Genomic DNA, 21390 nt, shown 5'->3' with positions numbered 1-21390 from the left:
CGGGGAGATCACTTCTCAGGAAGTGGGGCCGAACTCCTCGAGCATGTCGGTCACCAACTCGGCGATCGGCGAACGCTCACTGCGCGTGAGTGTGATGTGCGCAAAAAGCGGGTGCCCCTTGAGCTTTTCGATGACGGCCGCAACTCCGTCGTGCCTGCCCACTCGCAGGTTGTCACGCTGCGCGACGTCGTGCGTGAGGACCACTCGCGAGCCGGTTCCCAGACGAGAAAGCACTGTCAGCAGAACATTTCGTTCGAGCGACTGCGCTTCGTCGACGATCACGAACGAATCGTGCAGCGACCGACCGCGAATGTGCGTCAGCGGCAACACTTCCAGCATTCCGCGGGCGAGAACCTCTTCGAGAACCTCTGGCGAGGCCAACCCGTCGAGAGTGTCGAAAACGGCCTGAGCCCACGGGCCCATCTTCTCGCTCTCACTACCGGGAAGGTAGCCGAGTTCTTGTCCGCCAACGGCATACAACGGACGGAAGACGACAACCTTGCGCTGAGTGCGGCGCTCGAGAACGGCTTCCAAACCTGCCGTCAGAGCCAAGGCCGACTTACCGGTGCCCGCCTTACCACCGAGAGAGATGATGCCGATGCTCTCGTCCATGAGGAGATCGAGCGCAATGCGCTGCTCGGCGGAGCGGCCGTGCAACCCGAACGCCTCGCGCTCACCGCGCACCAACTGGATGCGCTTGTCGGGAGTCACCCGACCGAGGGCGCTCGACGAACCACCGAGCAGGCGAAGACCCGTGTGACACGGCAGATCTCGCGCTTCGTCGAGGTCCAGGAAACCCTCGTTGAACAGCTCGTCGATGTCCGTCGAGGCGACGTCCAGCTCGGTCATGCCCGTCCATCCGGAGGGCACGACGTCGTGAGCGTGGTACTCGTCGGCAGGTAGTCCCACCGCGCCTGCCTTCACACGAAGCGGAATGTCCTTACTGACGAGGACTACGTCCTTGCCCTCCGCCGCAAGGTTCAGCGCGCACGCCAGAATCCTCGAATCGTTACTGTCCGTGCGGAATCCGACGGGCAGGACCGCAGGGTCGGTGTGATTGAGTTCGACCTGCAGTGTCCCGTTCTCGGTGCCGATCGGTACCGGACGGTCGAGGCGGCTGTATTCGATCCGTAGATCGTCGAGCATGCGGAGCGATTCTCGGGCGAACCATCCCAGTTCGTGGTGGTGCCGTTTGCCTTCGAGTTCGCTGATCACGACGAGTGGCAGTACCACGTGGTGTTCGGCGAATCGAGTGACAGCCCATGGATCGGACAGTAGTACCGAGGTATCCAAGACGTACGTGCGAAGTGCATCTCCCGAATGATTCCCGGCTGATTGATCAGCCCGGGCCGAGTGGGCAGAGACGGAGCGTGATGCAGTCACGTTGGGCTCCTAGGTCTGCGCGGCACCCGCGCAAACTCAGCTCGCTGGGCCGGACGGCTCTGGTGTCAGGTGACGCTGTGTCAGCTGAAACAAGGGCCGGGCGCCGGCCCTCTCGTACTGAGTGTTTCAGTCACGATCAGAACCTCCCGCACAAGTAACTTCTGGTTACTCGTTACTGCCGACGGTACTGCGGATCGGACACTCGCGCCACGGAACGAGCCGCACATCTGGTGAACGCCAGGTAACAAAATGCCACTCGTGTGATTCGGCGTCACTCAGGACTCGATCAGACCCCACTTGGCGGCGCGCACCGCTGCCTGAACCCGCGAATTGGTTCCGGTCTTGACGAAGATGTTCTCGAGATGGGTGGCGACGGTGCGACGGCTGACGAACAACTCCTCGGCGATCTCGACATTGCCCGCGCCCCTGGCCACCAATTGCAGTACTTGAATCTCCCGTGGGCTCAGATGGACACGATCGAGCGCCACCTGGTCCCCCACGACGCGCGAGCAGGCTGCGCTGGACGCCGCCACCACCTCCCGTACGCGATCGACGACGCCGGAATCCGCGAAGCTCATGTGCAGCAATCCGGTCACCTCACGGCCGGAGAACCCCAATGCGACCGACGCACCCTCGGCGTACCCGGACGGCCGCAGAACATCGGTGACCATCTCGACCTGCTCGAATCGTGGCACGTCCTGCCAGAACACGGGCACGCCCGAAGCCTCGCGAATGATGCCGAAGAGATTGCGATCGGCGACGAAGTCCTCGAGCAGGAACTCGAGCACCCTGGCGTCGTATCCGGAACTCGCCAGAGCCCGATGTCTTCCGCTCGACGGGTCTCGGTACGTGACCGCCGCAGCCGAGTACGCGAGTCCACGTGCGCGGAGTTCTTCGGCGCACAGGCCGAGAATGCCGTACGCCCCGGCCGCCGGCGATCGCGGCGCGAACATGTCAGGTCCAGCGCCGATCAGGCAGTACAGACGTCATCACACCAATCTAGCCAATCGTGTGAGCTAGGCCACGACCAGTGAATCGGCCGGCTTCTTGTCCGCCCACGGACGCACCGCTTCGAAGTTCGCGGCAGTCCGCAGGACCAGTGCGTCCTGGCGGTGGCGTGCGGCGATCTGCAGCCCCACCGGTCGACCGTCGGCGGTGAATCCGGCCGGCACGGTGATCGCGGGGTTGTTGAGCATGTTGTACGGGTAGGTGAAGAGCCAATCGAGCAACTGCTCACGCAACGACGCACCTTCGAGCCACGACGGCGCGAACTGACTGAGCGGGAACGTGGCCGAAGCCAAGGTCGGCGAGACCAACACGTCGTAGTCGTTCATGAACGCGGTCCACGTGTCCCACATGACGCCGCGGAATGCGTCGGCCCGCCCGACGTCGACACCGGTGAGCCGCTCGGCCTCGTGCATGATCTCGATCAGGTTGTCGTCGACCTCGCCGCGCTGGTTCTCCCAGTCGAGCAAGTCGTATTCGGAAGCGAAACCGGGAACCCAGATGCCGTTCCACATCGACTCCGACGGATTTCCCCACTGCGGGGTCGCCTCGGTGATCCGGGCACCCAATTCCTCGAATGCCGACAGCGCGTCGAGACACACCGCCAGCACCTCCGGATCAACATGGCCGAGACCGAGATTCGTCGACCACGCCACGCGAAGGCCCTTCACGTCGCCCTTCGAGGCTTCGACGTACGAGGTCTCGGCACGCTCGATCGAGAGCGGGTCCGCATTGTCCGGCCCGGCCATGATGTCGAGCATCAGCGCGTTGTCGGCAACAGTCCGGGTGATCGGACCGTGATACGCCCAGTTGTAGAAGCGCCCGGCCAGGATGGTCTGCGGGATGACGCCGGTGGTCGGCTTCAACCCGACGACCCCGCAGAGCGCCGACGGGATACGCACCGATCCCGCGCCGTCACTGCCCTCGGCGAGTGGCCCGAGGCCTGCAGCCACGGCAGCCGACGCACCGCCACTGGACCCGCCCGCGCTGTTGCCGAGCTTCCACGGGTTGTGCGTCGGCCCGTACAGGTGGTTGTCCGTGCCACCGTAGTAACCACTTTCGGGAGTGTTCGTCTTTCCCAGGAACAGTCCGCCGGCGCCTCGCAGCCTGTCCACGACGACGGCATTTCCCGTCGCGATGTTGTCGGCCATCGGCTTCATCCCGAACGTGGTCGGCAGCCCGTCGACTGCCGTCAGATCTTTGATCGTGAACGGAACGCCGTGCAGCGGGCCGAGTTTCTCGCCCGCTTCCTGTTGCCGTGAGAGTTCGGCCGCATCGCGCGTCACCTGCTCGCGATCGAACTGGACTATCGCGTTGATCGACGGATTGACGGCGTCGACGCGCTGGATCATCGCTTCGGCAATCTCGTTGGGCGAGAGACTGTTCGACGCGACCGACGCCGCCATCTCGGTAGCGGAGAGCCAATGCAGATTCTGTTCGGTCATGGGGTTTCCTTCGCCGGAGGGGTGATGCTCTCAGGCTAGGAAGCACCGAACTCGGCCACCATCGGTCATGTGACCGATGCCACAATCCGCGACTGGCAAAAAACCAGCGGCCCGGCCCCTAAAAAGGGACCGGGCCGTCGGTGAAGGAATTCCTAGACGTTCTTGCTGAGCAGGCCCCAGTTCTCGAGACCGTCGTACAGCGGAAGGTCGAGGGCGAGCTTGGCGACGCGCGCACGCAGCGCCGGCAGATCCGCGTTGCCGGCCAGAGCGGTACCGATGATGTCGGCGACCTCGGTGAACTCGGCATCGCCGAATCCGCGAGTGGCCAACGCTGCGGTACCGATACGCAGACCGGAGGTGGTCATTGGCGGGCGGGGATCGAACGGAACAGCGTTGCGGTTGACCGTGATGCCGATTTCGTGCAGAAGGTCCTCACCCTGCTGGCCGTCGAGCTGCGAGTTACGCAGGTCCACGAGCACGAGGTGGACGTCTGTGCCGCCGGTCAGGACGCTGATGCCCTGGTCTGCGACGTCCTTGTTGCCCAGACGCTCGGCAAGGATGCGCGCACCGGAAAGGGTGCGTGCCTGACGATCCTTGAACTCTTCACCGGCAGCGATCTTGAAGGTGACTGCCTTGGCCGCGATGGCGTGCATGAGCGGTCCACCCTGCTGACCGGGGAAGACAGCGGAGTTGAGCTTCTTGGCCCACTCTTTCTTCGCCAGGATCAGGCCCGAACGCGGACCACCGAGGGTCTTGTGGACGGTCGAGGAGACGACGTCTGCGTACGGGACGGGCGACGGGTGCAGGCCTGCCGCAACCAGTCCGGCGAAGTGAGCCATGTCCACCCACAGGTACGCCCCGACCTCGTCGGCGATCGCACGGAACGCCGCGAAGTCCTGCTGACGCGGGTACGCGGACCAGCCGGCAACGATGACCTTCGGCTTCTCGGCGAGGGCGATCGAGCGCACCTCGTCCATGTCGATGCGGTGATCTTCCTTGCTGACGCCGTAGGACGCGACGTCGTACAACTTGCCGGAGAAGTTGAGCTTCATGCCGTGCGTGAGGTGACCGCCGTGTGCAAGGTCGAGGCCGAGCAGCTTCTCACCCGGGTTCATCAGTGCCATCAGAACAGCAGCGTTGGCCTGTGCGCCCGAGTGCGGCTGAACGTTCGCGAACTCTGCACCGAAGAGTTCCTTCGCACGGTTGCGCGCCAGATCCTCGATGACGTCGACGTGCTCGCAACCGCCGTAGTAACGACGTCCCGGGTAGCCCTCGGCGTACTTGTTGGTCAGGACGCTGCCCTGAGCCTGCAGAACCGAGCGGGGAACGAAGTTCTCCGACGCGATCATCTCGAGCGTGTCGCGCTGACGAGCCAATTCACCAGCCATCGCCTCGGCGACTTCGGGGTCGAGTTCGGCGAGTGATGCAGAGTTGACGTCGGAGCCGGGCACAGCGGTCATCGAGGAATCTCCAAGCTGGATGCGGAAACGAATGCGTCCAGTCTACGAAGTTCGCTCCCGCCGTCTCCACCCGGCACTAGGCAGCACGCAGAGAGCTGGGGACCAGCGGCTCGTCGAGCAGCCTGCGGAAGCGTTCGGTGCGCTCCGCGCCCACCGGCACCTCGTCCAGCCAGCCCCCGAGCAGGCGGTATCCCTCGACATACGTGCTGGTGTATGCCCGCCACAGCGGCGAAGACAGGAACTTGAGCGATTGGCGAGCGCGTTCCGGCGTCGACAGCGACCACCGTTCGAGGAACAGCGCCACGTCGTCGAGGCTGCGCCCCTCATCGTGCAACATCAGCGCCGCATCCTGCCGGACACTCAGCAGTTGCCCCGACGCGGCGGAGAGCCGTTGCGCCTTTTCCCCGTCGAAAGACAAGCCGAGATCGGCGTAGATGTCCTGCGCCCACAAACCCCAGTCCGGGCCGACAATCGCTTCCAGCGCCAAATCCGCGAGGCCTTCGGCCATGATGCACTGCGGCGTGTTGACCAGGAACAGTGTCTGCTCGAGCTGGCCCGAACCGACCAGACCGGCTTCCTTACGGCAATGCTCGGTGTGATGGCCGGGGTAGGACTCGTGCGCGATCAGCCGCGGCAGGTTGGCCATGAACTGCGGCAGATCCGAATTGATCGCAACCTTGGAGCGGTAGTCACCGAGGTAGTAGTTGAAGCCGGACCACGGCTTGTCCCCCACCACTTCGTATTCGACGGTTTCCGACGCGGGAAGCCCGAACGTGCCGCGGACCAGATCGCGCAGCGCACTCGACATTGCCTCGACGCATTCGTTCAGTTTCGCCGCGGGGATCTCGTCGGCCTTGCGATGGGCCTGCACCCGCTCGGCCAACGGTCCCGGACCGGGCAGAACTTCACCCATCAACCGGTGAGCGTCGCTGTAGGCGTCCTCGTTTCCCTTCTCGATTCGGACGTCGAAGTACGCCTCGACCTCGTCCACGAAGCCGATGTCCTCACCCGCGAACTTGCGCCCGGAGCATTCCAGAGCGCGAAGGTGTACGTCGACGAAGTGGGAGCGTTCGGCATTCAGACCACTTCCGGCCAACTCGCCCCGCAATTCACGTGCCGTGCGGGCAAGTTCACGCGGATCGGGCTTCGGGGCGCTCTCGATCTGCTTACGCAGCGCCGGGTCACCGGTGAACGCGTCGACGAACCCGTCTTCGAGACGGTCGAAACCCAGTCCGAGCAGCAGGTATTGGCGAACAAGTGTGTCTGGATCCATAACGACCGAGCCTAGTCGCTCGCTCCGGAATGCCACCCGGCGAAAGTCCCGGACGTGGCACCGAGCACAATCCGACTATGCACTCGGATCGTGCGCACACGCGCCTGGCTTGCTCGCATAGCTGTTTCGTCCGCCGGGCCCCGGGTTCACTACGTGCCGGTGAGCTGGGCTGATGGCGCGCACCAACGAATCGAGTCCCTACGTCGAGTTCGACCGCAAGCAGTGGCGGACACTGCGTAAGTCGACGCCACTGGTGTTGACCGAGGACGAGTTGTACGGCCTGCGTGGTCTCGGCGAGCAGATCGATCTCGAAGAAGTTGCCGAGGTTTATCTCCCCCTCGCACGTCTGATCCACCTGCAGGTGGCGGCACGCCAACGACTGTTCGCGGCCACCGCGACCTTCCTCGGCGAGAAGCATCCCGACCGTCAGGTGCCCTTCGTCATCGGTGTCGCCGGTTCGGTCGCGGTCGGAAAATCCACGACTGCTCGTGTGCTGCAAGCTCTCCTGGCCCGCTGGGATCACCATCCGCGCGTCGACCTCGTCACCACGGACGGATTCCTCTATCCGACCAGGGAACTCCAGCGTCGGGGCATCATGCACCGCAAGGGTTTTCCCGAAAGCTACGATCGCCGCAAGCTGTTGCGCTTCGTCACCGAAGTCAAGTCCGGGGCGGAAGAGGTAGCGGCGCCGGTCTATTCGCACACGTCGTACGACATCATCCCGGGCCAGTACCACCTGATCCGCCAGCCCGACATCCTCATCATCGAGGGCCTCAACGTCCTGCAGACCGGCCCGCGTCTGATGGTCTCCGATCTGTTCGACTTCTCGATCTACGTCGACGCCCGCATCGAGGACATCGAAGCCTGGTACATCCAGCGGTTCCTCGCGCTACGCAACACGTCGTTCGCCGATCCGAACGCCCACTTTCACCACTACTCCGGCCTCTCCGACCGTGACGCGACCATCGCGGCGAAGGAGATCTGGAACTCGATCAATCACCCGAACCTGGTGGAGAACATTCTCCCCACCCGTCCCCGCGCAACCCTGGTGCTGCGCAAGGACGCCGACCACACGATCAACCGGCTGCGGCTGCGCAAGCTCTGAGACGGCTCAGGCGCCGAACCGGCGGTGGCGCGCCGCGTAATCGCGCAAGGCTCGAAGAAAGTCGACTCGACGGAACTCGGGCCAGTACGCCTCGGTGAACCAGATCTCCGAATAGGCGCTCTGCCACAACAGGAATCCGGAGAGCCGCTGCTCGCCGGAGGTGCGGATCACCAGATCCGGATCGGGCTGTCCCGACGTGTACAGATGCCCGTCGATGCCGTCGACCGTGACGGCCTGGATCAGTTCGTCGCCGCTCAGACCCGCACCGATCTTGTCGCGCAGGAGCGATTGGACGGCGTCGGCGATCTCCTGACGCCCGCCGTATCCGATCGCGACGTTGACATGTGTCCCGGTTCGGCCGCTCGTCCCCGCCGCCGCTTCCCGCAAGCGCCTGGACTGCTCGGGAGGCAGAAGATCGAGAGCACCGACGATCTGCACACTCCAGTTCTTGCCGGGCCCGGAGATCTCTTCGACGACGTCGGTGATGATTTCGAGGAGGGTGTCGAGCTCTTCCGGCTCGCGGCGCAGGTTCTCGGTCGAGAGCAGGTAGATGGTTGCCATCTCGATTCCGGCGGCGTCGCACCACTCGAGCAATTCGGCAATTTTGAGCGCGCCCATGCGGTGCCCGTGACTGACATCGGTGAAGCCGTTCTCGCGAGCCCATCGCCGATTTCCGTCACACATCACGGCTACGTGCCGTGGGTGCGCGAGACCGTCGAGATGACTGAGGAGTCGTCGCTCGTAGATGCTGTACAGCAGTCCGCGCAGATTCACCGTGACATCACCATGGTGTCAAAGACTACGCCCGGCAGTGACAGCCACATGCGAGCGCCGTCACGCTTTTTGTACGCGTCGAAAACCCGCAGGTAGGTTATGCTACTGATGCGTAACCTACGGTACCGTAGGTTACGCGGTTCGCAACAGTACGGAACGAGAGGGGTTGCACATGACGGCATTCGGGCTCGACGAGCTTCCGGTCAAACCACGCATGCGCGGTTGGATCCATCTGTGGGCGCTCGGTGTCTCCGTCGTCGCGGGCATCGTTCTCGTCTCCGTAGCCGGCGCTCAGGTCGGCGCCAAAGCGGCTTGGGCGACCGCGATCTACAGCGTCACGATCTGCGGCCTCTTCGGCATCAGCGCGACGTATCACCGCATCCAGTGGCAGACGGTCAAGGGCCGTACGTGGATGAAGCGTGCGGACCATTCGATGATCTTTCTCTTCATCGCCGGCAGCTACACACCGTTCGCCATGCTCGGCCTCCCGACTCACACCGGCAAGATCATCCTCGCGATCGTGTGGGCAGGCGCGCTCGCCGGCGTCGCACTCAAGATGCTCTGGCCCACCGCCCCGAAATGGGTGGGAGTCCCGCTCTACCTGCTCCTCGGTTGGGCGATCGTTCCCGTGGTCGGTGAACTGACGCACCAGGTCGGTGTGGCGCCGATGGTGCTGCTGCTCGTCGGCGGAATCTTCTACAGCGTCGGCGCAATTCTGTACGCGACGAAATGGCCAAACCCGTGGCCCACGACGTTCGGGCATCACGAGTTCTTCCACGCCGCGACGGTCGTCGCAGCGATCTGCCACTACATCGCGGTATGGCTCGTCGTGTTCAACTGACTCGCCAGTTCCACCACCGTCGTCACCGGCCGATCACACACGAATCCCCGACAGATGTACGCGGCTTCACCACCGTCGACGAGGGGTCGATCTGCAAGCAGCGGTGAAGAATCCGGGGCACCCCCGACAACCACTGCACCACCCGGCGCAAGCCGGCGGGCATCGGCCAACAGCGAACCTTCCCCGACGACGGCCACCTGTATCGGACCACGCAACGACGCTTCCGCCACCGCGAGCCAGTGCCCCGCCGACCGGGGCGCACGCTCGAGCGGCAGCGTGGCCCTCGCCAGCGCGTCCGCCGCGGCCTGGGCGTAACGAGAAGAGCGCTCGGCATCGGTCAACGCCGCTGCGGTCAACAGAGCCTCCGCGACGCTCGACGCACCGGACGGCGTCGCGCCGTCCAACGGGTCTCGGGGCCGAGTCACGAGCGACTCCGCGAAATCGGCCGTGTCGAACCAGCTTCCCGGCTCGGACGGATCAGCGAAGTGGTCGACAGTGACGTCGAGCAACTGCTGCGCCGCATCGAGCCACCGCGCCAATCCCGTTGCCTGGTAGAGAGCCAGGAGGCCGGTGGCCAACATTGCGTAATCCTCGAGCACGCCCGTCGGGGCGCCGACAGCCCCGCCGAGGGAAGCGCGACGCAAGTGACCGTCCACCAGGTGAAGGTCGAGAAGAGCGCCTGCGCACTCGGCCGCCGCGGTGATCCAGTCGGGTCGGTCCAGGGCAAGTCCGGCTTCCGTCAAGGCCGTGACGGTCAACCCGTTCCAGGCCGTCACCACCTTGTCGTCGCGGCCGGGCTGTGGACGCTGAGCCCGGGCGGCACGGAGAGCGTCGGAGACCGTCTGCCAGCGCGACCAGTCGTCGGGGTCACGGAGCAACTGCAGTACCGACGCACCCTCTTCGAAGGTTCCGGTATCGGTGACCCGGAACAACTCCGACGCCCACTGCCCGTCCTCCGCGCCGAGAATCTCGACCAGCTGCGTCGGCGTCCATACGTACGTGAGGCCTTCGACGCCGTCGGTGTCGGCATCGAGAGCCGAAGCGAAGCAACCGTTCTCGGTCAGCAGATCGGAGAGCAGGAACCTTGCGGTCTCCTCGGTGACGCGAGTGGCGAGGTCCGATCCGGTGCGCCGCGCCCAGTGCGCGTAGAACCGCAGGAGCAGCGCATTGTCGTAGAGCATCTTCTCGAAGTGCGGAACCACCCACTCGGCATCGACCGAGTACCGCGAGAAACCGCCACCCAACTGGTCGTAGATCCCGCCACGTGCCATTGCTTCGGCGGTGCGCTCGATGCCGCCGAGGATCTCGCCCGAACCCGTTCGCTCGTACTGTCGGAGCAGCCCCTCCAGTAGTGCCGACGGTGGAAACTTCGGTGCCCCACCGAATCCCCCGCGCGGGACGTCCTCGTCGCCGAGGATCGACCGGCCCGCCGCGTTCAGCAGCTCGGCGTCGATGGGTGCTCCGCCGTACGGAATCCCGCCCGACGCGCGCTGAAGTTCCGTGACGATCGACTGCGCCGCGTTGTCGACCTCGTCGCGCCGATTCGTGAAGGTGTCGACTATCGCTTCGAGAAGCTGTGTGAACGAAGGCATTCCGCCGCGAGGCGTCGGCGGGTAGTACGTGCCGCAGTAGAACGGTGAACCGTCGGGAGTCAGGAAACAGGTCATGGGCCAGCCGCCCTGGCCGGTCATCGCAACTGTCGCATTCATGTAGACGGCGTCGATGTCGGGACGTTCTTCTCGGTCCACCTTCACACAGACGAAGTTCGCGTTCATGACGGCCGCGATCTCGTCGTTCTCGAACGACTCGTGCGCCATGACGTGGCACCAGTGGCACGCCGAGTATCCGATCGAGAGGAGAATCGGCACGTTGCGCTCGCGCGCCCACTCCATCGCTTCTTCGCCCCACTGTTGCCAGTGGACCGGATTGTCGGCGTGCTGACGCAGGTAAGGGCTCGAGGACCCACCCAGGTTGTTCCGCATCCGTGGGTCCATCGCCGCTACCTCGTTCGTCTCAGGATTCTTGCTTGGGCTTCTTCTCGGTAGAGACGTTGGGTTCCGCCGGGCTCGGAGCAGTGATAGCTCCCCGGTCGGTGCCTTCGTCTGCCTGCTGATCGAGTTCGGGATGATCCGGTTCGAACGTCTCCGGCAGCTTCTTGAGCTGGCGGTTCATCGACCGAACCAGGAGGATCACACCGATGAGCAGCGCAAGAATCACCAGCAGGCCGACCGGAGACGACTTTCCGAACTCCGGGCCGGATGGGTTACTGGGCGTCTGAGCAAGAAATTGTGTGGTGCCGAGAACTACCTCGGCGGACAGAGCATTCACTTCTGAGCGTCCTCTTCGAGACCTGCGAACAGGTCGGTTTCCGGAATGGACGTGGTGACCCGCGTCTTGGCGAGCTCGAATTCCTCGGTGGGCCAGATCTTCTGCTGAATGTCGAGCGGCACAGCGAAGAACGAACCGTTGGGATCGATCTGCGTCGCGTGTGCGCGCAGAGCATCGTCACGCTGGGGAAAGTAGTCGCCGCACGTGACCTGAGTGGTCACCCGGACCATCATGTCGCCGCGTTCGGTCTTCCACTTCTTGAGCCAGTCCGCCATCGGGAACGGCTCTCCGCGACGCTCGTACTCCTCCTGGAAGAGTTCGAGGCGCTTACGGATGAATCCGTGCGAGTAGTAGACCTTCTTGATTTCCCACGGCTGACCGTCCTCGGGGAAGTACTCGGGATCGGCGGCGGCTTCGTAGGCTGCCATCGTCACCTCGTGGCACCGGATGTGATCCGGGTGCGGGTATCCGCCGTTCTCGTCGTACGTCGTGACGACGTGGGGACGGAACTCGCGAATCACCTTGACCAGAGCGCGCGTCGACTCTTCGAGCGGAACGAGGGCGAAGCACCCTTCGGGCAGCGGCGGAAGAGGGTCGCCCTCGGGAAGCCCGGAATCGACGAAACCGAGCCAGCGCTGCTTCACGCCCAGGATGCGAGCGGCCTCGGCCATCTCCTCCTGGCGAACTTCGCTGATTCGATCGCGGACACCGGGAACGTCCATGGCCGGGTTGAGAATGTCGCCACGCTCACCCCCGGTGAGCGTCAGGACCATCACTTCGTGGCCTTCGGCTGCATAACGGGCGGTGGTGGCCGCACCCTTGCTCGACTCGTCGTCGGGATGGGCATGGACGGCCATGAGCCGGAATCCGCTCACGTGTTCGTTCACCTCAACTTCACCTGTAGCCGTTGCCGGCAGTTCACCTGTAGCCGTCACCGGCAGTCTTCGAATCACACGCTGTGCACCGCTCGGATTACTCCGGGCCGTTGCCGTCAAACGTACCGACTGCCGACAAACCTACCGACGGCGCGACGGGATACGTCCTCTATAGTTCCACCCGAGAGTTCCTGGCGCAGCCGTGACCCCTTCGGTAATCCGGCGGGACACAGTCAGTTGCTGCACGACACGCGAACTCGAGTCTTCGAGAGCAGAGTGATGAGCAAACCGCTTCCCCAAGATCGGTACCCGAGCACAACTCGCACGGGCAGTCCCCGCAAGTGGATGGTGTGGGCTCTGACCGCTCTCGTCATCGTCGTAGGCGGCGGAATCGCGTACTACGCGTACGGAAAATTTGCGGTCAAGGAAATCGAGACCGAGACCATCTCGTTCGACATCGCCAACGACTCCACGGTGAAGATCCGTTTCACCGTCACACGCGACGACTCGTCGCGTGAAGCGATGTGCATCGTGCGCGCACGCTCGAAGGACGGCTCCGAAACCGGTCGACGTGAGGTCTACGTCCCGTCGTCGGAACATCAGACCCTCGAGTTCAACACCGAGGTCAAGACGTCCCAGCCGCCAGGCATGGCCGACGTCTACGGCTGCAGCTTCGACGTTCCGGAGTACCTGACCAAGAGCTGACCTCGGAACGCACCCACCCTGCCGGACGTTTGACGCCGGACAGGGCGGGTAGTCATGCGTGATAGAATTGCCCGATACACGGTTCCGGGTGGAACCGTGTATTGCTGCATTGACGCAAGGTTTGACGGCAAGGTTGCATCCCTGGTGGTGCTTCTGTGTCGTTGTTCGCTGCTGTTGCAGCGATCGTCGAGGGAGCCCCCGGCTCCGACTACTAGGGAGTGATCGAGATGACCGAGACCCAGGTGACCTGGCTTACCCAGGAATCACATGACAGGCTCAAGAACGAACTCGACCAGCTCATCGCCAATCGCCCGGTCATCGCCGCCGAGATCAACGAGCGTCGCGAAGAGGGCGACCTGAAGGAGAACGGCGGCTACCACGCTGCCCGCGAAGAGCAGGGTCAGCAGGAAGCCCGCATTCGCCAGCTCCAGGAGCTGCTGAACAGCGCAAAGGTCGGCGAGGCCCCCACTCAGTCCGGTGTCGCACTGCCCGGATCCGTAGTCAAGGTCTACTACGACGGCGACGAGAGTGACACCGAGACGTTCCTGATCGCTACCCGCGAAGAAGGCGCACGTGACGCCAAGCTCGAGGTCTACTCGCCGAACTCACCGCTGGGCGGCGCGCTGCTCGAAGCCAAGGTCGGCGACACGCGTGAGTACAACCTGCCCAACGGCAGCACCATGAAGGTCACGCTGCTGAGCGCGGAGCCTTACCACAGCTGATCGGCTGTACCAGCTCTGAAAAGAAGCGCCACCCGACTCGGTCGGGTGGCGCTTCTTGCTCTGTCGACGCTCGCCGTTTCCTGCCCACTCACACCACGCGGCGAGCCTTCATGCCGGCGAAGATCGGGCCGACCTTCACCACGTCGCCGAACGTGGGTGCGTGAAGCATCTGACCGTTGCCGACGTAGATCGCCACGTGGCCGGGGCCGCCTGCCTGCCAGTTGCCGAACAACAGGTCACCGGGCTGCGCCTGATCCAGCGGGATCTCGACGCCGACACCCCACTGCGTCTCCGAGGTCCGGGGCAGAGTCACCCCGGTGGCCGCGTGGATCGCGTACGACGTCAGCCCCGAGCAGTCGAACCCGCCCATCGACGGCCCGTTGATGTTTCCGCCACCCCACACGTACGGCAATCCGAGAAACTTCAGACCGGCCTCGACGACGCCGCCCACCGCTGCGGCGAGGTTGTTGTAGTCGAAGGGCGCAAGCATCAGGGCGAACGAGTCCTGCAACGATTTGATCTGGGCGACGAACGGAGCGGCGACCGCCTGCTCCGCAGGAACCTCGCCCGACTTGTCTGCCGGAACGCCGCCCGCTTCGCGAACTGCGTCCGGCCCGACGTCGTAGGCAGCGAGCGCGAGGTCGACGGTATCGCCCTCGACCTCACCGGACTTCTGCCAGGACTGCGCTTGCTTCACGAGATCGCACAACCGGTATCCGGTTGTCATCACCGGATCGGCAACGCCCAGGATGTCCATCTTTCCGTCGCCGTCACCGTCCTTGCCGTATGCCGTCCACGCTGCGGTGGTGAAGCGGCCAGGCCCGCGCCCACCTTCCGGTGAGATGTCGGTATCGGGTCCGTACTTGAATCCGTTCTCGACCGAGTACAGCGAGGCGATCACCGCGGGCGTGATCTCCGAGCACAGAGCACCGGCCTTTTTGATCCACGGCGCGAACACTGCCACCGCTCCCACGGGCGCCAATGTCGCTCCCGGAAAGTTGGAGGGTACGGAAGGCACGATTCCCTCAGGTGTGTCCTGAGTTCGTGCCGGTCCGTTCCAGGCTGCAAGTGAGACTGCAGCATTCGAAGACTCGTTCTTCTCGACTTGTGCGGGCGCTCCGAGAGTTCCACTCATCACGCCCAGTGCGGTGCCGATCGACACAGCGATCGCCAGGACACCGACTGCCATCCGAACCTCCGATAAACCTCTGAAAATCCATGTACGTGGTCGTACCCGAAACTTGTCGGTGCGAACATCTACTCTTTCGAACATGCATTCGACACGGCTCAGTCTCGCGACTCCTGTAACCAATGTCTCATTTATCTCGGCGGGCGTTACGCAAATGACTACAGACGCCAAGGCTTTTCTCAGCTTCGGCGTGCAAGCTGAGTCCATGAGCGACGATCGGCCACGACCCGCCCGGGGACGCACTACGGTGTATCGACCCGTTCGCCTCGCCCTCGCAGCCACGGCTGTGGCGGGAGCACTCGCAAGCGGCGGACTTTCACTCGTTTCTTCTCCCACTGCCACGGCACTCGCACCGGACACGTCGGCTTCTCACACCAAGAATCCCGTAGCGAAGCGGCCCGTCGTGGTCGCCGGATTCGGAACCCCGGACGCCGTCTCCAACGGTTCGTGAGTACTCCGCGCTCGGCCTCCGAGTGGCTCACGTGGGGGGTTCAGGCCCGGGTCGTCGTCACCGACCCTGAAGTCCTTCCCTCCGCGGCCAGCCTGGTTCGCGGGTACCTCACCGCTGCCGACGCCGCCACCAATCGAGATCGTGCCGACTCCGAGATTCGTACCTATGTCAGCGCCGCGAGCAACGTCGACGGCGTCGCCGTGACCCCGATGTTCGCGCACTTCCTCGAAGACGCGTTGGCTGTCGCACGACTGACCGACGGCAAACTCACGCCGACGGCCGGGTCGGCAGACCCTCACTCCTGGTGGAAGATTCGCGTCGAGAACAACCGCGTGTACAGCCCGGACGACGTCGTTCTCGATCTGTCCGCGACGGCCCGCGCCAGTTCAGCGGACCACTGTGCCGCGTCCACTGCAACTCTTCTCGGGTGTGGCGTGCTGGTCGGCCTCGGCGGGGACATCGCGGTTGCCGGCCCGGCGCCGGAAGACGGCTGGCAGATTCAGGTGCAAGACCTGCCCGGCGACCCGACCTGCCAGGTAGCACTTCCGTCCGACTGCGGGATCGCCACGGCCAGCACCGTCAAGCCACTGCACCGCGAATCGACGGCGACGCCGATGTGGCGCACGGTGTCGGTGATTGCATCCTCCTGCGCCCAGGCCGCCGCATTCAGTCGGGTTGCGGTCGGCATGGGCGGTTCGGCCATCGACTGGCTACATCAACTCGACGTACCCGCCAGGCTGGTCGACCAGGAGTACCGCGTGACGGTTCTGGGCGGCTGGCCTGACGAGTAACTCGCCTCAGTTCTGCAGTCGTACTGCGTAACCGGCGCCGTCGAAGGCCGTCAGAAGTTCCGCCTTGTTGTCCGGACCACGCGTCTCGACGGTGAGGAAGACTTCCACTTCGTCGAGCGCGAGTTCGCCACCGGTACGGGAATGGATGACATCGACCACGCTGGCGCCGTTCGCTCGAACCACTTCCAGCAACGAGACCAGTGCGCCCGGCCGATCGTCGATGGTGATGTGAACGCCGAGGAACCGTCCGGCCGCTCGCAGACCGTGCGAGATGACGTGCGTGAGAAGTAGCGGATCGATGTTGCCGCCGGAAAGCACGGCGCACACCGGCCCTGTCAGTCCCAGCTCCTCCGGAGTGCAGGTCATCAAGGCCGCGACGGCCGCGACGCCGGCCGGTTCGACGATGAGCTTGGCGCGTTCGAGGCACAGCAGGAGCGCTTTGGACAGCGCTTCCTCGCTGACCGTCACCACGGCGTCGACATGGGCGGCAACTTCGGCGAACGGAACCTCGCCCGGGCAGCCAACGGCGATACCGTCTGCCATCGTGGACATCGACGCCAAGGCGGTCGGCTTCCCGGCTGCCAACGACGCCGGCCAGGCAGCCGCGGTCTCGGCCTGCACTCCGACGATGCGGACCTGCGGGCGCACAGCTTTGACGGCTGCGGCCACTCCGGCGATCAACCCGCCGCCGCCGGTGGGGACGAGGATCGTGCCGACCTCAGGCAGTTGCTCGAGGATTTCGAGCCCCACAGTCCCCTGCCCCGCCACGACGTCCTCGTGGTCGAAGGGGTGGACCAGAACTGCTCCGGTTCGGTCCGCGAATTCGCGAGCGGCCACGAGCGCTTCGTCGACAGTCGAACCGTGCAGGTGGACCTGAGCTCCATATGCCTTGGTGGCCACCAACTTCGGCAGCGGCGCACCCGTCGGCATGAAGACGGTCGACTTGATTCCCAATTCTGTTGCAGACCAGGCAACTCCCTGCGCATGGTTACCGGCACTGGCCGCCACCACGCCCGCTGCCCGTTCCTCTGCGGAAAGATTGGCAATGCGGTTGTACGCACCGCGCGGTTTGAAAGAGCCGGTGCGCTGCAGATTTTCACATTTCAAGCTCACGGCGAAGCCGGTGGTTTCGGACAACACTCGCGAGGCCACGACCGGGGTGCGTCGCATGACCGGGGCGAGCAGTTGCTGTGCAGCCTTTATCTGTTCGAGATTCACGCATGCCTCCAGAAAGTGCGCCTCCACACCCTCGTGAGGTGTGAAGGCGCACTGCAGATTCGAAGTCGAATTACTGTAGAGCGAAGATCAGGACAGCGCTTGCTCGATGTCGCCGACCAGATCGGAGGCGTCTTCGATGCCGACCGACAGGCGAACCAGATCGTCGGGAACCTCGAGAGCGGAACCGGCCGTCGAGGCGTGGGTCATCGCACCGGGGAATTCGATGAGGGATTCGACTCCGCCGAGAGATTCTGCCAGCGTGAAGATCTCGGTGCGCGAGCACAGGTCGAGAGCCGCCGCCTTGCCGCCCTTGAGGCGGACGGAGATCATGCCGCCGAAGCGTCGCATCTGCTTGGCCGCGACCTTGTGCGACGGATGCGAAGCCAGTCCGGGGTAGATGACGCCGGCAACCGCGGGGTGGCCGTCGAGCAATTCGACGACCTTCTCCGCGTTGTCACTGTGACGCTCCATGCGCAGCGCCAGTGTCTTGATTCCGCGCAACGTCAGGAACGCGTCGAACGGGCCGGGAACGCCGCCGGATCCGTTCTGCAGGAAGGCGAACGCGGTGTCCAGTTCTTCGTCGTTGCAGACGAGAGCGCCACCGACCACGTCGGAGTGTCCGCCGATGTACTTGGTCGTGGAGTGCAGCGCGATGTCGGCACCGAGCTGCAGCGGCTGCTGGAGGTACGGCGACGCGAAGGTGTTGTCCACCACGATCTTTGCGTTGCCCTCGTGGGCGACCTCGGCAAGGAGCTCGATGTCACCGATATTGAGCAGCGGGTTCGTGGGCGTCTCGACCCAGACCAGCTTGGTGTTGGACTTCATCGCCGCGCGCACCGCATCGACGTCGGACACCGGAGCCGGGGTGTACTCGATCCCCCACTGCGTGAAGACCTTGTCGATGAGACGGAAGGTTCCGCCGTACGCGTCGTCGGGGATGACCAGGTGATCGCCCGGTCGAAGTACCGAACGGAGCAGGCAGTCGGTGGCCGCCATTCCCGAACTGAACGCTCGGCCGTAGGTTCCGGATTCGAGCGCGGCGAGGTTCGCCTCGAGTGGGCGACGGGTGGGGTTACCCGTTCGCGCGTACTCGAAGCCACTGCGCATTCCACCGACGCCGTCCTGGGCGAAGGTGGAACTCGCGTAGATCGGCACGTTGACCGCACCGGTCAGCGGATCGGGTTCGTAACCCGCATGCACCGCTTTCGTGGAGAAACCCTGCCAGCTGATGTTGTCGGCCTTGCTGCGTTGCTCACTCATGGTCCCCAGCCTAATGGCGCCGGTGCCGGCGCAGGAATCCGAACTCAGGAATCCGAACTCAGGAAACCCAGGAGATCGTGGCGCGTGATGACACCGACCGGCTTGCCGTCGTCGACGACCATGAGTGCGTCGGTGTCCCCGAGCGCCTTCGTGGCAGCCGAGACCGGCTCGCCGGAACCGATGAGCGGGAACGGCTTGCTCATGTGCTTCTCGACGGAATCCGCAAGGTGCGCACGGCCTTCGAAGACCGCGCTCAGCAGATCCCGCTCGGACACACTTCCGGCGACCTCGCCCGCCATGACCGGCGGCTCAGCACCGACGACGGGCATCTGGGACACGCCGTACTCGCGCAGGATCTCGATCGCGTCGCGCAGGGTCTCCGACGGGTGGGTGTGAACGAGGTCCGGCAGCTCGCCCGACTTGCCACGCAGAACGTCGCCGACGGTGGGGACGTTGGTCTTGCCGTCGAGTGGGGTGCGCAGGAATCCGTACGACGCCATCCACTGATCGTTGAAGATCTTGGACAGGTAGCCGCGGCCACCGTCCGGCAGGAGGACGACGATCAGGGCGTCGGGGCCCTCACGCTTGGCTACTTCGAGGGCAGCGACGACGGCCATACCGCAGGAACCGCCGACCAGCAGTCCCTCCTCGCGGGCGAGGCGACGCGTCATCTCGAAGGAATCGGCATCCGAGACGGCGATGATCTCGTCCGGGATGGACGGGTCGTATGCCGACGGCCAGAAGTCTTCGCCGACGCCTTCGACCAGATACGGACGACCGGTGCCGCCGGAGTAGACGGAGCCCTCGGGGTCTGCGCCGATGACCTTGACCTTGCCGCCCGAAACTTCCTTGAGGTAGCGGCCGGTGCCGGTGATGGTGCCGCCGGTGCCGACGCCCGCGACGAAGTGCGTGATCTTGCCGTCGGTGTCGGCCCAGATCTCGGGGCCGGTGGTCTCGTAGTGGCTCTCCGGTCCGCCCGGGTTGGAGTACTGGTTGGGCTTCCAGGCGCCGGGGATCTCACGGGTGAGGCGGTCGGAGACGCTGTAGTAGCTGTTCGGGTTGTCCGGCGCGACGGCCGTGGGGCACACGACCACCTCGGCGCCGTAGGCGCGCAGGACGTTGCGCTTGTCTTCGCTGACCTTGTCTGGGCAGACGAAAACGCACTTGTATCCACGCTTTTGCGCCACGAGCGCCAAGCCGATTCCGGTGTTGCCCGAAGTCGGCTCGACGATGGTGCCGCCCGGCTTCAGTTCACCCGAAGCCTCGGCTGCGTCGATCATCTTGACGGCGATGCGGTCCTTGGAGCTACCGCCAGGGTTGAGGTATTCGACCTTGGCTGCCACCGTGCCGAAGTTTTCGCCCGTGACGGACGTGAGCTTGACGAGTGGGGTGTTGCCGATGAGGTCGACGACGTGTTCCGCGATGCGCATTCGTCCATGTTCCCAGATGAAAGAAAACGGTGCGCGCGGACGTCGGGCGAAGGTGGTGCAATCCGGCTAGATTGGCAAGTGTGAGTCGAACCGGACTGAAAGCGTCGGTGGCCACGGTGGTGGCCGGATCGAGTGCAGGCACGCTCTCCTGGTTGGGCTACAACTATCTGATGTCGCAGGCGGGGGCGGCCCGCGGGGTGATCGGTCGCAATATCGCCAAGCCACCCGAGGCGGACGGGGTGTACGCACCCGGCGCCGACAACCCGGAACTCTGGTGGCGGGCCGTGCCCTTCGATCTCCACTTGATGATCTTCGGCGATTCCTCTGCGGCCGGCGTCGGCGCGCTGACGGCCTCGGAAGTTCCGGGTGTTCAGGTCGCGAAGCTGCTTGCGAGTGAAACCGGGAAGCGAATCCGTTTGAGCACCAAGGCCATCGGGGGCGCCACCTCCCGCGGGTTGAGTGGGCAGGTCGACGCCATGTTCGTCGCCGGTCCTCCCCCGGACGCTGCGGTGATCCTGATCGGCGCCAACGACGTCACCGCCAAGAACGCAATTCATGCTTCGGCTAAACGCCTCGGCGACGCGGTTCGACGCTTACGCGAGAGCGGCGCCGTCGTTGTTGTCGGCACCTGCCCGGATCTGGGGGTGGTCACGGCGATCCCGCAACCTCTGCGCTCCGTGGTGCGTGAATGGGGCCATCGCCTCGCACTCGCCCAGGCGGCCGCGACCAGAAACGCCGGGGGTCATCCCGTTCCACTGGCCGACCTGCTGGCCAAGGAATTCCTGGCCTCGCCCGACACGATGTTCTCGGCCGACCGTTTCCATCCGTCCGCGGCCGGATACGAACTCGCGGCGAAGCAGATCGTCCCGGTTCTCGCGTCGGCTCTGGGCGAGTGGCAGGGTGGCCCGCTACCCGAGCTCCCCCACGTTTCGGAGGCGGCGCAAGCCCGCACCGTCGCGGCCCGACTGACGGCGGCGGCAACCCAGTGGAAAGCCTTCGCGAGACGCACAAAACCTGCAGGTCAGCGCCCCGACGTCAACTGAGTGAGACTGCGTGACCACCATCTGGGAGCAGCAACGTAAATTGTAAGTCGAAGCTGCATTCAACTTGCCCTGCTCGACGGCGTTTCAAGCCG

General features: G+C 64.5%; 20 protein-coding genes. 7 read left to right on the top strand and 13 right to left on the bottom strand.

What is annotated here, in order from left to right; genetic code table 11:
* Positions 1–15: 15 nt before the first annotated feature.
* From ATN37_RS17375 to ATN37_RS17355, 5 genes are all read right to left on the bottom strand, one after another.
* Positions 16–1383 carry a PhoH family protein gene (locus ATN37_RS17375; RefSeq protein WP_007726365.1) on the bottom strand — a complete coding sequence of 456 codons (1368 nt, stop codon included), beginning with the start codon at positions 1381–1383 and terminating at the stop codon, positions 16–18.
* A 275-nt stretch (positions 1384–1658) separates the two neighbouring features.
* Entirely contained in the window at positions 1659–2336 is a 678-nt protein-coding gene (locus ATN37_RS17370; RefSeq protein ID WP_209447816.1) for a LuxR family transcriptional regulator, read from the bottom strand.
* Positions 2337–2399: 63 nt separating this feature from the next.
* Positions 2400–3833, bottom strand: a complete 1434-nt coding sequence (locus ATN37_RS17365) for an amidase (RefSeq protein ID WP_218695448.1) — start codon at positions 3831–3833, stop codon at positions 2400–2402.
* 152 nt (positions 3834–3985) lie between these two features.
* The gene (gene glyA, locus ATN37_RS17360) at positions 3986–5293 is read right to left on the bottom strand and encodes a serine hydroxymethyltransferase (protein ID WP_003945195.1); all 1308 of its coding nucleotides are present in this window, start codon (positions 5291–5293) and stop codon (positions 3986–3988) included.
* A 76-nt stretch (positions 5294–5369) separates the two neighbouring features.
* The gene (locus tag ATN37_RS17355; RefSeq protein ID WP_007726370.1) at positions 5370–6566 is read right to left on the bottom strand and encodes a hypothetical protein; all 1197 of its coding nucleotides are present in this window, start codon (positions 6564–6566) and stop codon (positions 5370–5372) included.
* A 172-nt stretch (positions 6567–6738) separates the two neighbouring features.
* Here ATN37_RS17355 and coaA point away from each other — a divergent pair, with 172 nt between their 5' ends.
* A complete protein-coding gene (gene coaA / locus ATN37_RS17350) occupies positions 6739–7671 on the top strand; it encodes a type I pantothenate kinase (protein WP_003945270.1) in 933 nt (310 codons plus the stop codon).
* A 6-nt stretch (positions 7672–7677) separates the two neighbouring features.
* Here coaA and ATN37_RS17345 read toward each other — a convergent pair whose 3' ends face one another.
* Positions 7678–8445, bottom strand: coding sequence for an isoprenyl transferase (locus ATN37_RS17345; protein WP_003945211.1), 768 nt, complete (start codon positions 8443–8445; stop codon positions 7678–7680).
* Between the two features lie 172 nt (positions 8446–8617).
* Between ATN37_RS17345 and ATN37_RS17340 the strand changes: the two genes are divergently transcribed.
* Positions 8618–9286 carry a hemolysin III family protein gene (locus ATN37_RS17340; RefSeq protein ID WP_003945269.1) on the top strand — a complete coding sequence of 223 codons (669 nt, stop codon included), beginning with the start codon at positions 8618–8620 and terminating at the stop codon, positions 9284–9286.
* On the opposite strand, the gene ATN37_RS17335 is transcribed toward ATN37_RS17340, so the two are convergent.
* From ATN37_RS17335 to mca, 3 genes are read right to left on the bottom strand one after another with little or no spacing between them, the layout of a single operon-like run.
* Positions 9253–11280 (bottom strand): thioredoxin domain-containing protein, encoded by a 2028-nt coding sequence (locus tag ATN37_RS17335; protein WP_218695447.1) that lies wholly within the window; start codon positions 11278–11280, stop codon positions 9253–9255. The two genes, ATN37_RS17340 and ATN37_RS17335, sit on opposite strands and share 34 nt — an antisense overlap.
* 19 nt (positions 11281–11299) lie before the next feature.
* Positions 11300–11614, bottom strand: coding sequence for a hypothetical protein (locus ATN37_RS17330; RefSeq protein WP_007726381.1), 315 nt, complete (start codon positions 11612–11614; stop codon positions 11300–11302).
* Positions 11611–12489, bottom strand: a complete 879-nt coding sequence (mca, locus tag ATN37_RS17325) for a mycothiol conjugate amidase Mca (RefSeq protein WP_007726383.1) — start codon at positions 12487–12489, stop codon at positions 11611–11613. The genes ATN37_RS17330 and mca overlap by 4 nt, the downstream gene beginning before the upstream one ends.
* A gap of 279 nt (positions 12490–12768) precedes the next feature.
* On the opposite strand from mca, the gene ATN37_RS17320 reads away from it, so the two are divergent.
* On the top strand, positions 12769–13194 hold the full coding sequence (locus ATN37_RS17320; RefSeq protein ID WP_007726384.1) for a DUF4307 domain-containing protein: 426 nt from the start codon (positions 12769–12771) through the stop codon (positions 13192–13194).
* Between the two features lie 227 nt (positions 13195–13421).
* Complete coding sequence (gene greA, locus ATN37_RS17315; RefSeq protein WP_007726385.1) at positions 13422–13916, top strand: transcription elongation factor GreA; 495 nt, start codon at positions 13422–13424, stop codon at positions 13914–13916.
* Positions 13917–14004: 88 nt separating this feature from the next.
* Here greA and ATN37_RS17310 read toward each other — a convergent pair whose 3' ends face one another.
* On the bottom strand, positions 14005–15105 hold the full coding sequence (locus ATN37_RS17310; RefSeq protein ID WP_003943296.1) for a bifunctional lysozyme/C40 family peptidase: 1101 nt from the start codon (positions 15103–15105) through the stop codon (positions 14005–14007).
* A 205-nt stretch (positions 15106–15310) separates the two neighbouring features.
* Between ATN37_RS17310 and ATN37_RS17305 the strand changes: the two genes are divergently transcribed.
* A complete protein-coding gene (locus ATN37_RS17305) occupies positions 15311–15556 on the top strand; it encodes a hypothetical protein (RefSeq protein ID WP_153211881.1) in 246 nt (81 codons plus the stop codon).
* A complete protein-coding gene (locus tag ATN37_RS17300) occupies positions 15553–16347 on the top strand; it encodes an FAD:protein FMN transferase (RefSeq protein ID WP_003943281.1) in 795 nt (264 codons plus the stop codon). Before ATN37_RS17305 ends, ATN37_RS17300 begins: the two co-directional genes overlap by 4 nt.
* Positions 16348–16353: 6 nt before the next feature.
* Here the strand turns inward: ATN37_RS17300 and ilvA are convergent, their stop codons facing one another.
* The 3 genes from ilvA to ATN37_RS17285 form a co-directional block, all read right to left on the bottom strand.
* Positions 16354–17517: a threonine ammonia-lyase gene (gene ilvA, locus ATN37_RS17295; protein WP_228402296.1), complete on the bottom strand. Its 1164-nt coding sequence runs from the start codon at positions 17515–17517 to the stop codon at positions 16354–16356.
* A 135-nt stretch (positions 17518–17652) separates the two neighbouring features.
* Positions 17653–18825, bottom strand: coding sequence for a cystathionine gamma-synthase (locus ATN37_RS17290; protein ID WP_003943272.1), 1173 nt, complete (start codon positions 18823–18825; stop codon positions 17653–17655).
* 44 nt (positions 18826–18869) lie between these two features.
* Positions 18870–20255: a cystathionine beta-synthase gene (locus ATN37_RS17285; protein ID WP_003943292.1), complete on the bottom strand. Its 1386-nt coding sequence runs from the start codon at positions 20253–20255 to the stop codon at positions 18870–18872.
* Between the two features lie 71 nt (positions 20256–20326).
* Between ATN37_RS17285 and ATN37_RS17280 the strand changes: the two genes are divergently transcribed.
* Complete coding sequence (locus ATN37_RS17280; RefSeq protein WP_042448870.1) at positions 20327–21298, top strand: SGNH/GDSL hydrolase family protein; 972 nt, start codon at positions 20327–20329, stop codon at positions 21296–21298.
* The last annotated feature ends 92 nt before the right edge of the window (positions 21299–21390 follow it).

This window comes from Rhodococcus sp. MH15 (genome assembly GCF_019266045.1).
In the GTDB taxonomy this organism is placed as follows: Bacteria; Actinomycetota; Actinomycetes; order Mycobacteriales; family Mycobacteriaceae; genus Rhodococcus_F; species Rhodococcus_F qingshengii.
The sequence above is the reverse complement of the archived record's forward strand: the minus strand, read 5'-3'. Positions and strand labels throughout refer to the sequence as shown.

What these genes read in the sequence shown, in the direction of transcription:
- ATN37_RS17285 (WP_003943292.1), bottom strand. Translation starts at nt 20,255, where the DNA reads ATGCGCATCGCGGAACACGTCGTCGACCTCATCGGCAACACCCCACTC.
- greA (WP_007726385.1), top strand. Translation starts at nt 13,422, where the DNA reads ATGACCGAGACCCAGGTGACCTGGCTTACCCAGGAATCACATGACAGG.
- ATN37_RS17370 (WP_209447816.1), bottom strand. Translation starts at nt 2,336, where the DNA reads ATGTTCGCGCCGCGATCGCCGGCGGCCGGGGCGTACGGCATTCTCGGC.
- ATN37_RS17305 (WP_153211881.1), top strand. Translation starts at nt 15,311, where the DNA reads ATGAGCGACGATCGGCCACGACCCGCCCGGGGACGCACTACGGTGTAT.
- ATN37_RS17355 (WP_007726370.1), bottom strand. Translation starts at nt 6,566, where the DNA reads ATGGATCCAGACACACTTGTTCGCCAATACCTGCTGCTCGGACTGGGT.
- coaA (WP_003945270.1), top strand. Translation starts at nt 6,739, where the DNA reads ATGGCGCGCACCAACGAATCGAGTCCCTACGTCGAGTTCGACCGCAAG.
- ATN37_RS17310 (WP_003943296.1), bottom strand. Translation starts at nt 15,105, where the DNA reads ATGGCAGTCGGTGTCCTGGCGATCGCTGTGTCGATCGGCACCGCACTG.
- ATN37_RS17320 (WP_007726384.1), top strand. Translation starts at nt 12,769, where the DNA reads ATGAGCAAACCGCTTCCCCAAGATCGGTACCCGAGCACAACTCGCACG.
- ATN37_RS17365 (WP_218695448.1), bottom strand. Translation starts at nt 3,833, where the DNA reads ATGACCGAACAGAATCTGCATTGGCTCTCCGCTACCGAGATGGCGGCG.
- ilvA (WP_228402296.1), bottom strand. Translation starts at nt 17,517, where the DNA reads ATGCGACGCACCCCGGTCGTGGCCTCGCGAGTGTTGTCCGAAACCACC.
- glyA (WP_003945195.1), bottom strand. Translation starts at nt 5,293, where the DNA reads ATGACCGCTGTGCCCGGCTCCGACGTCAACTCTGCATCACTCGCCGAA.
- ATN37_RS17340 (WP_003945269.1), top strand. Translation starts at nt 8,618, where the DNA reads ATGACGGCATTCGGGCTCGACGAGCTTCCGGTCAAACCACGCATGCGC.
- ATN37_RS17290 (WP_003943272.1), bottom strand. Translation starts at nt 18,825, where the DNA reads ATGAGTGAGCAACGCAGCAAGGCCGACAACATCAGCTGGCAGGGTTTC.
- ATN37_RS17335 (WP_218695447.1), bottom strand. Translation starts at nt 11,280, where the DNA reads ATGGACCCACGGATGCGGAACAACCTGGGTGGGTCCTCGAGCCCTTAC.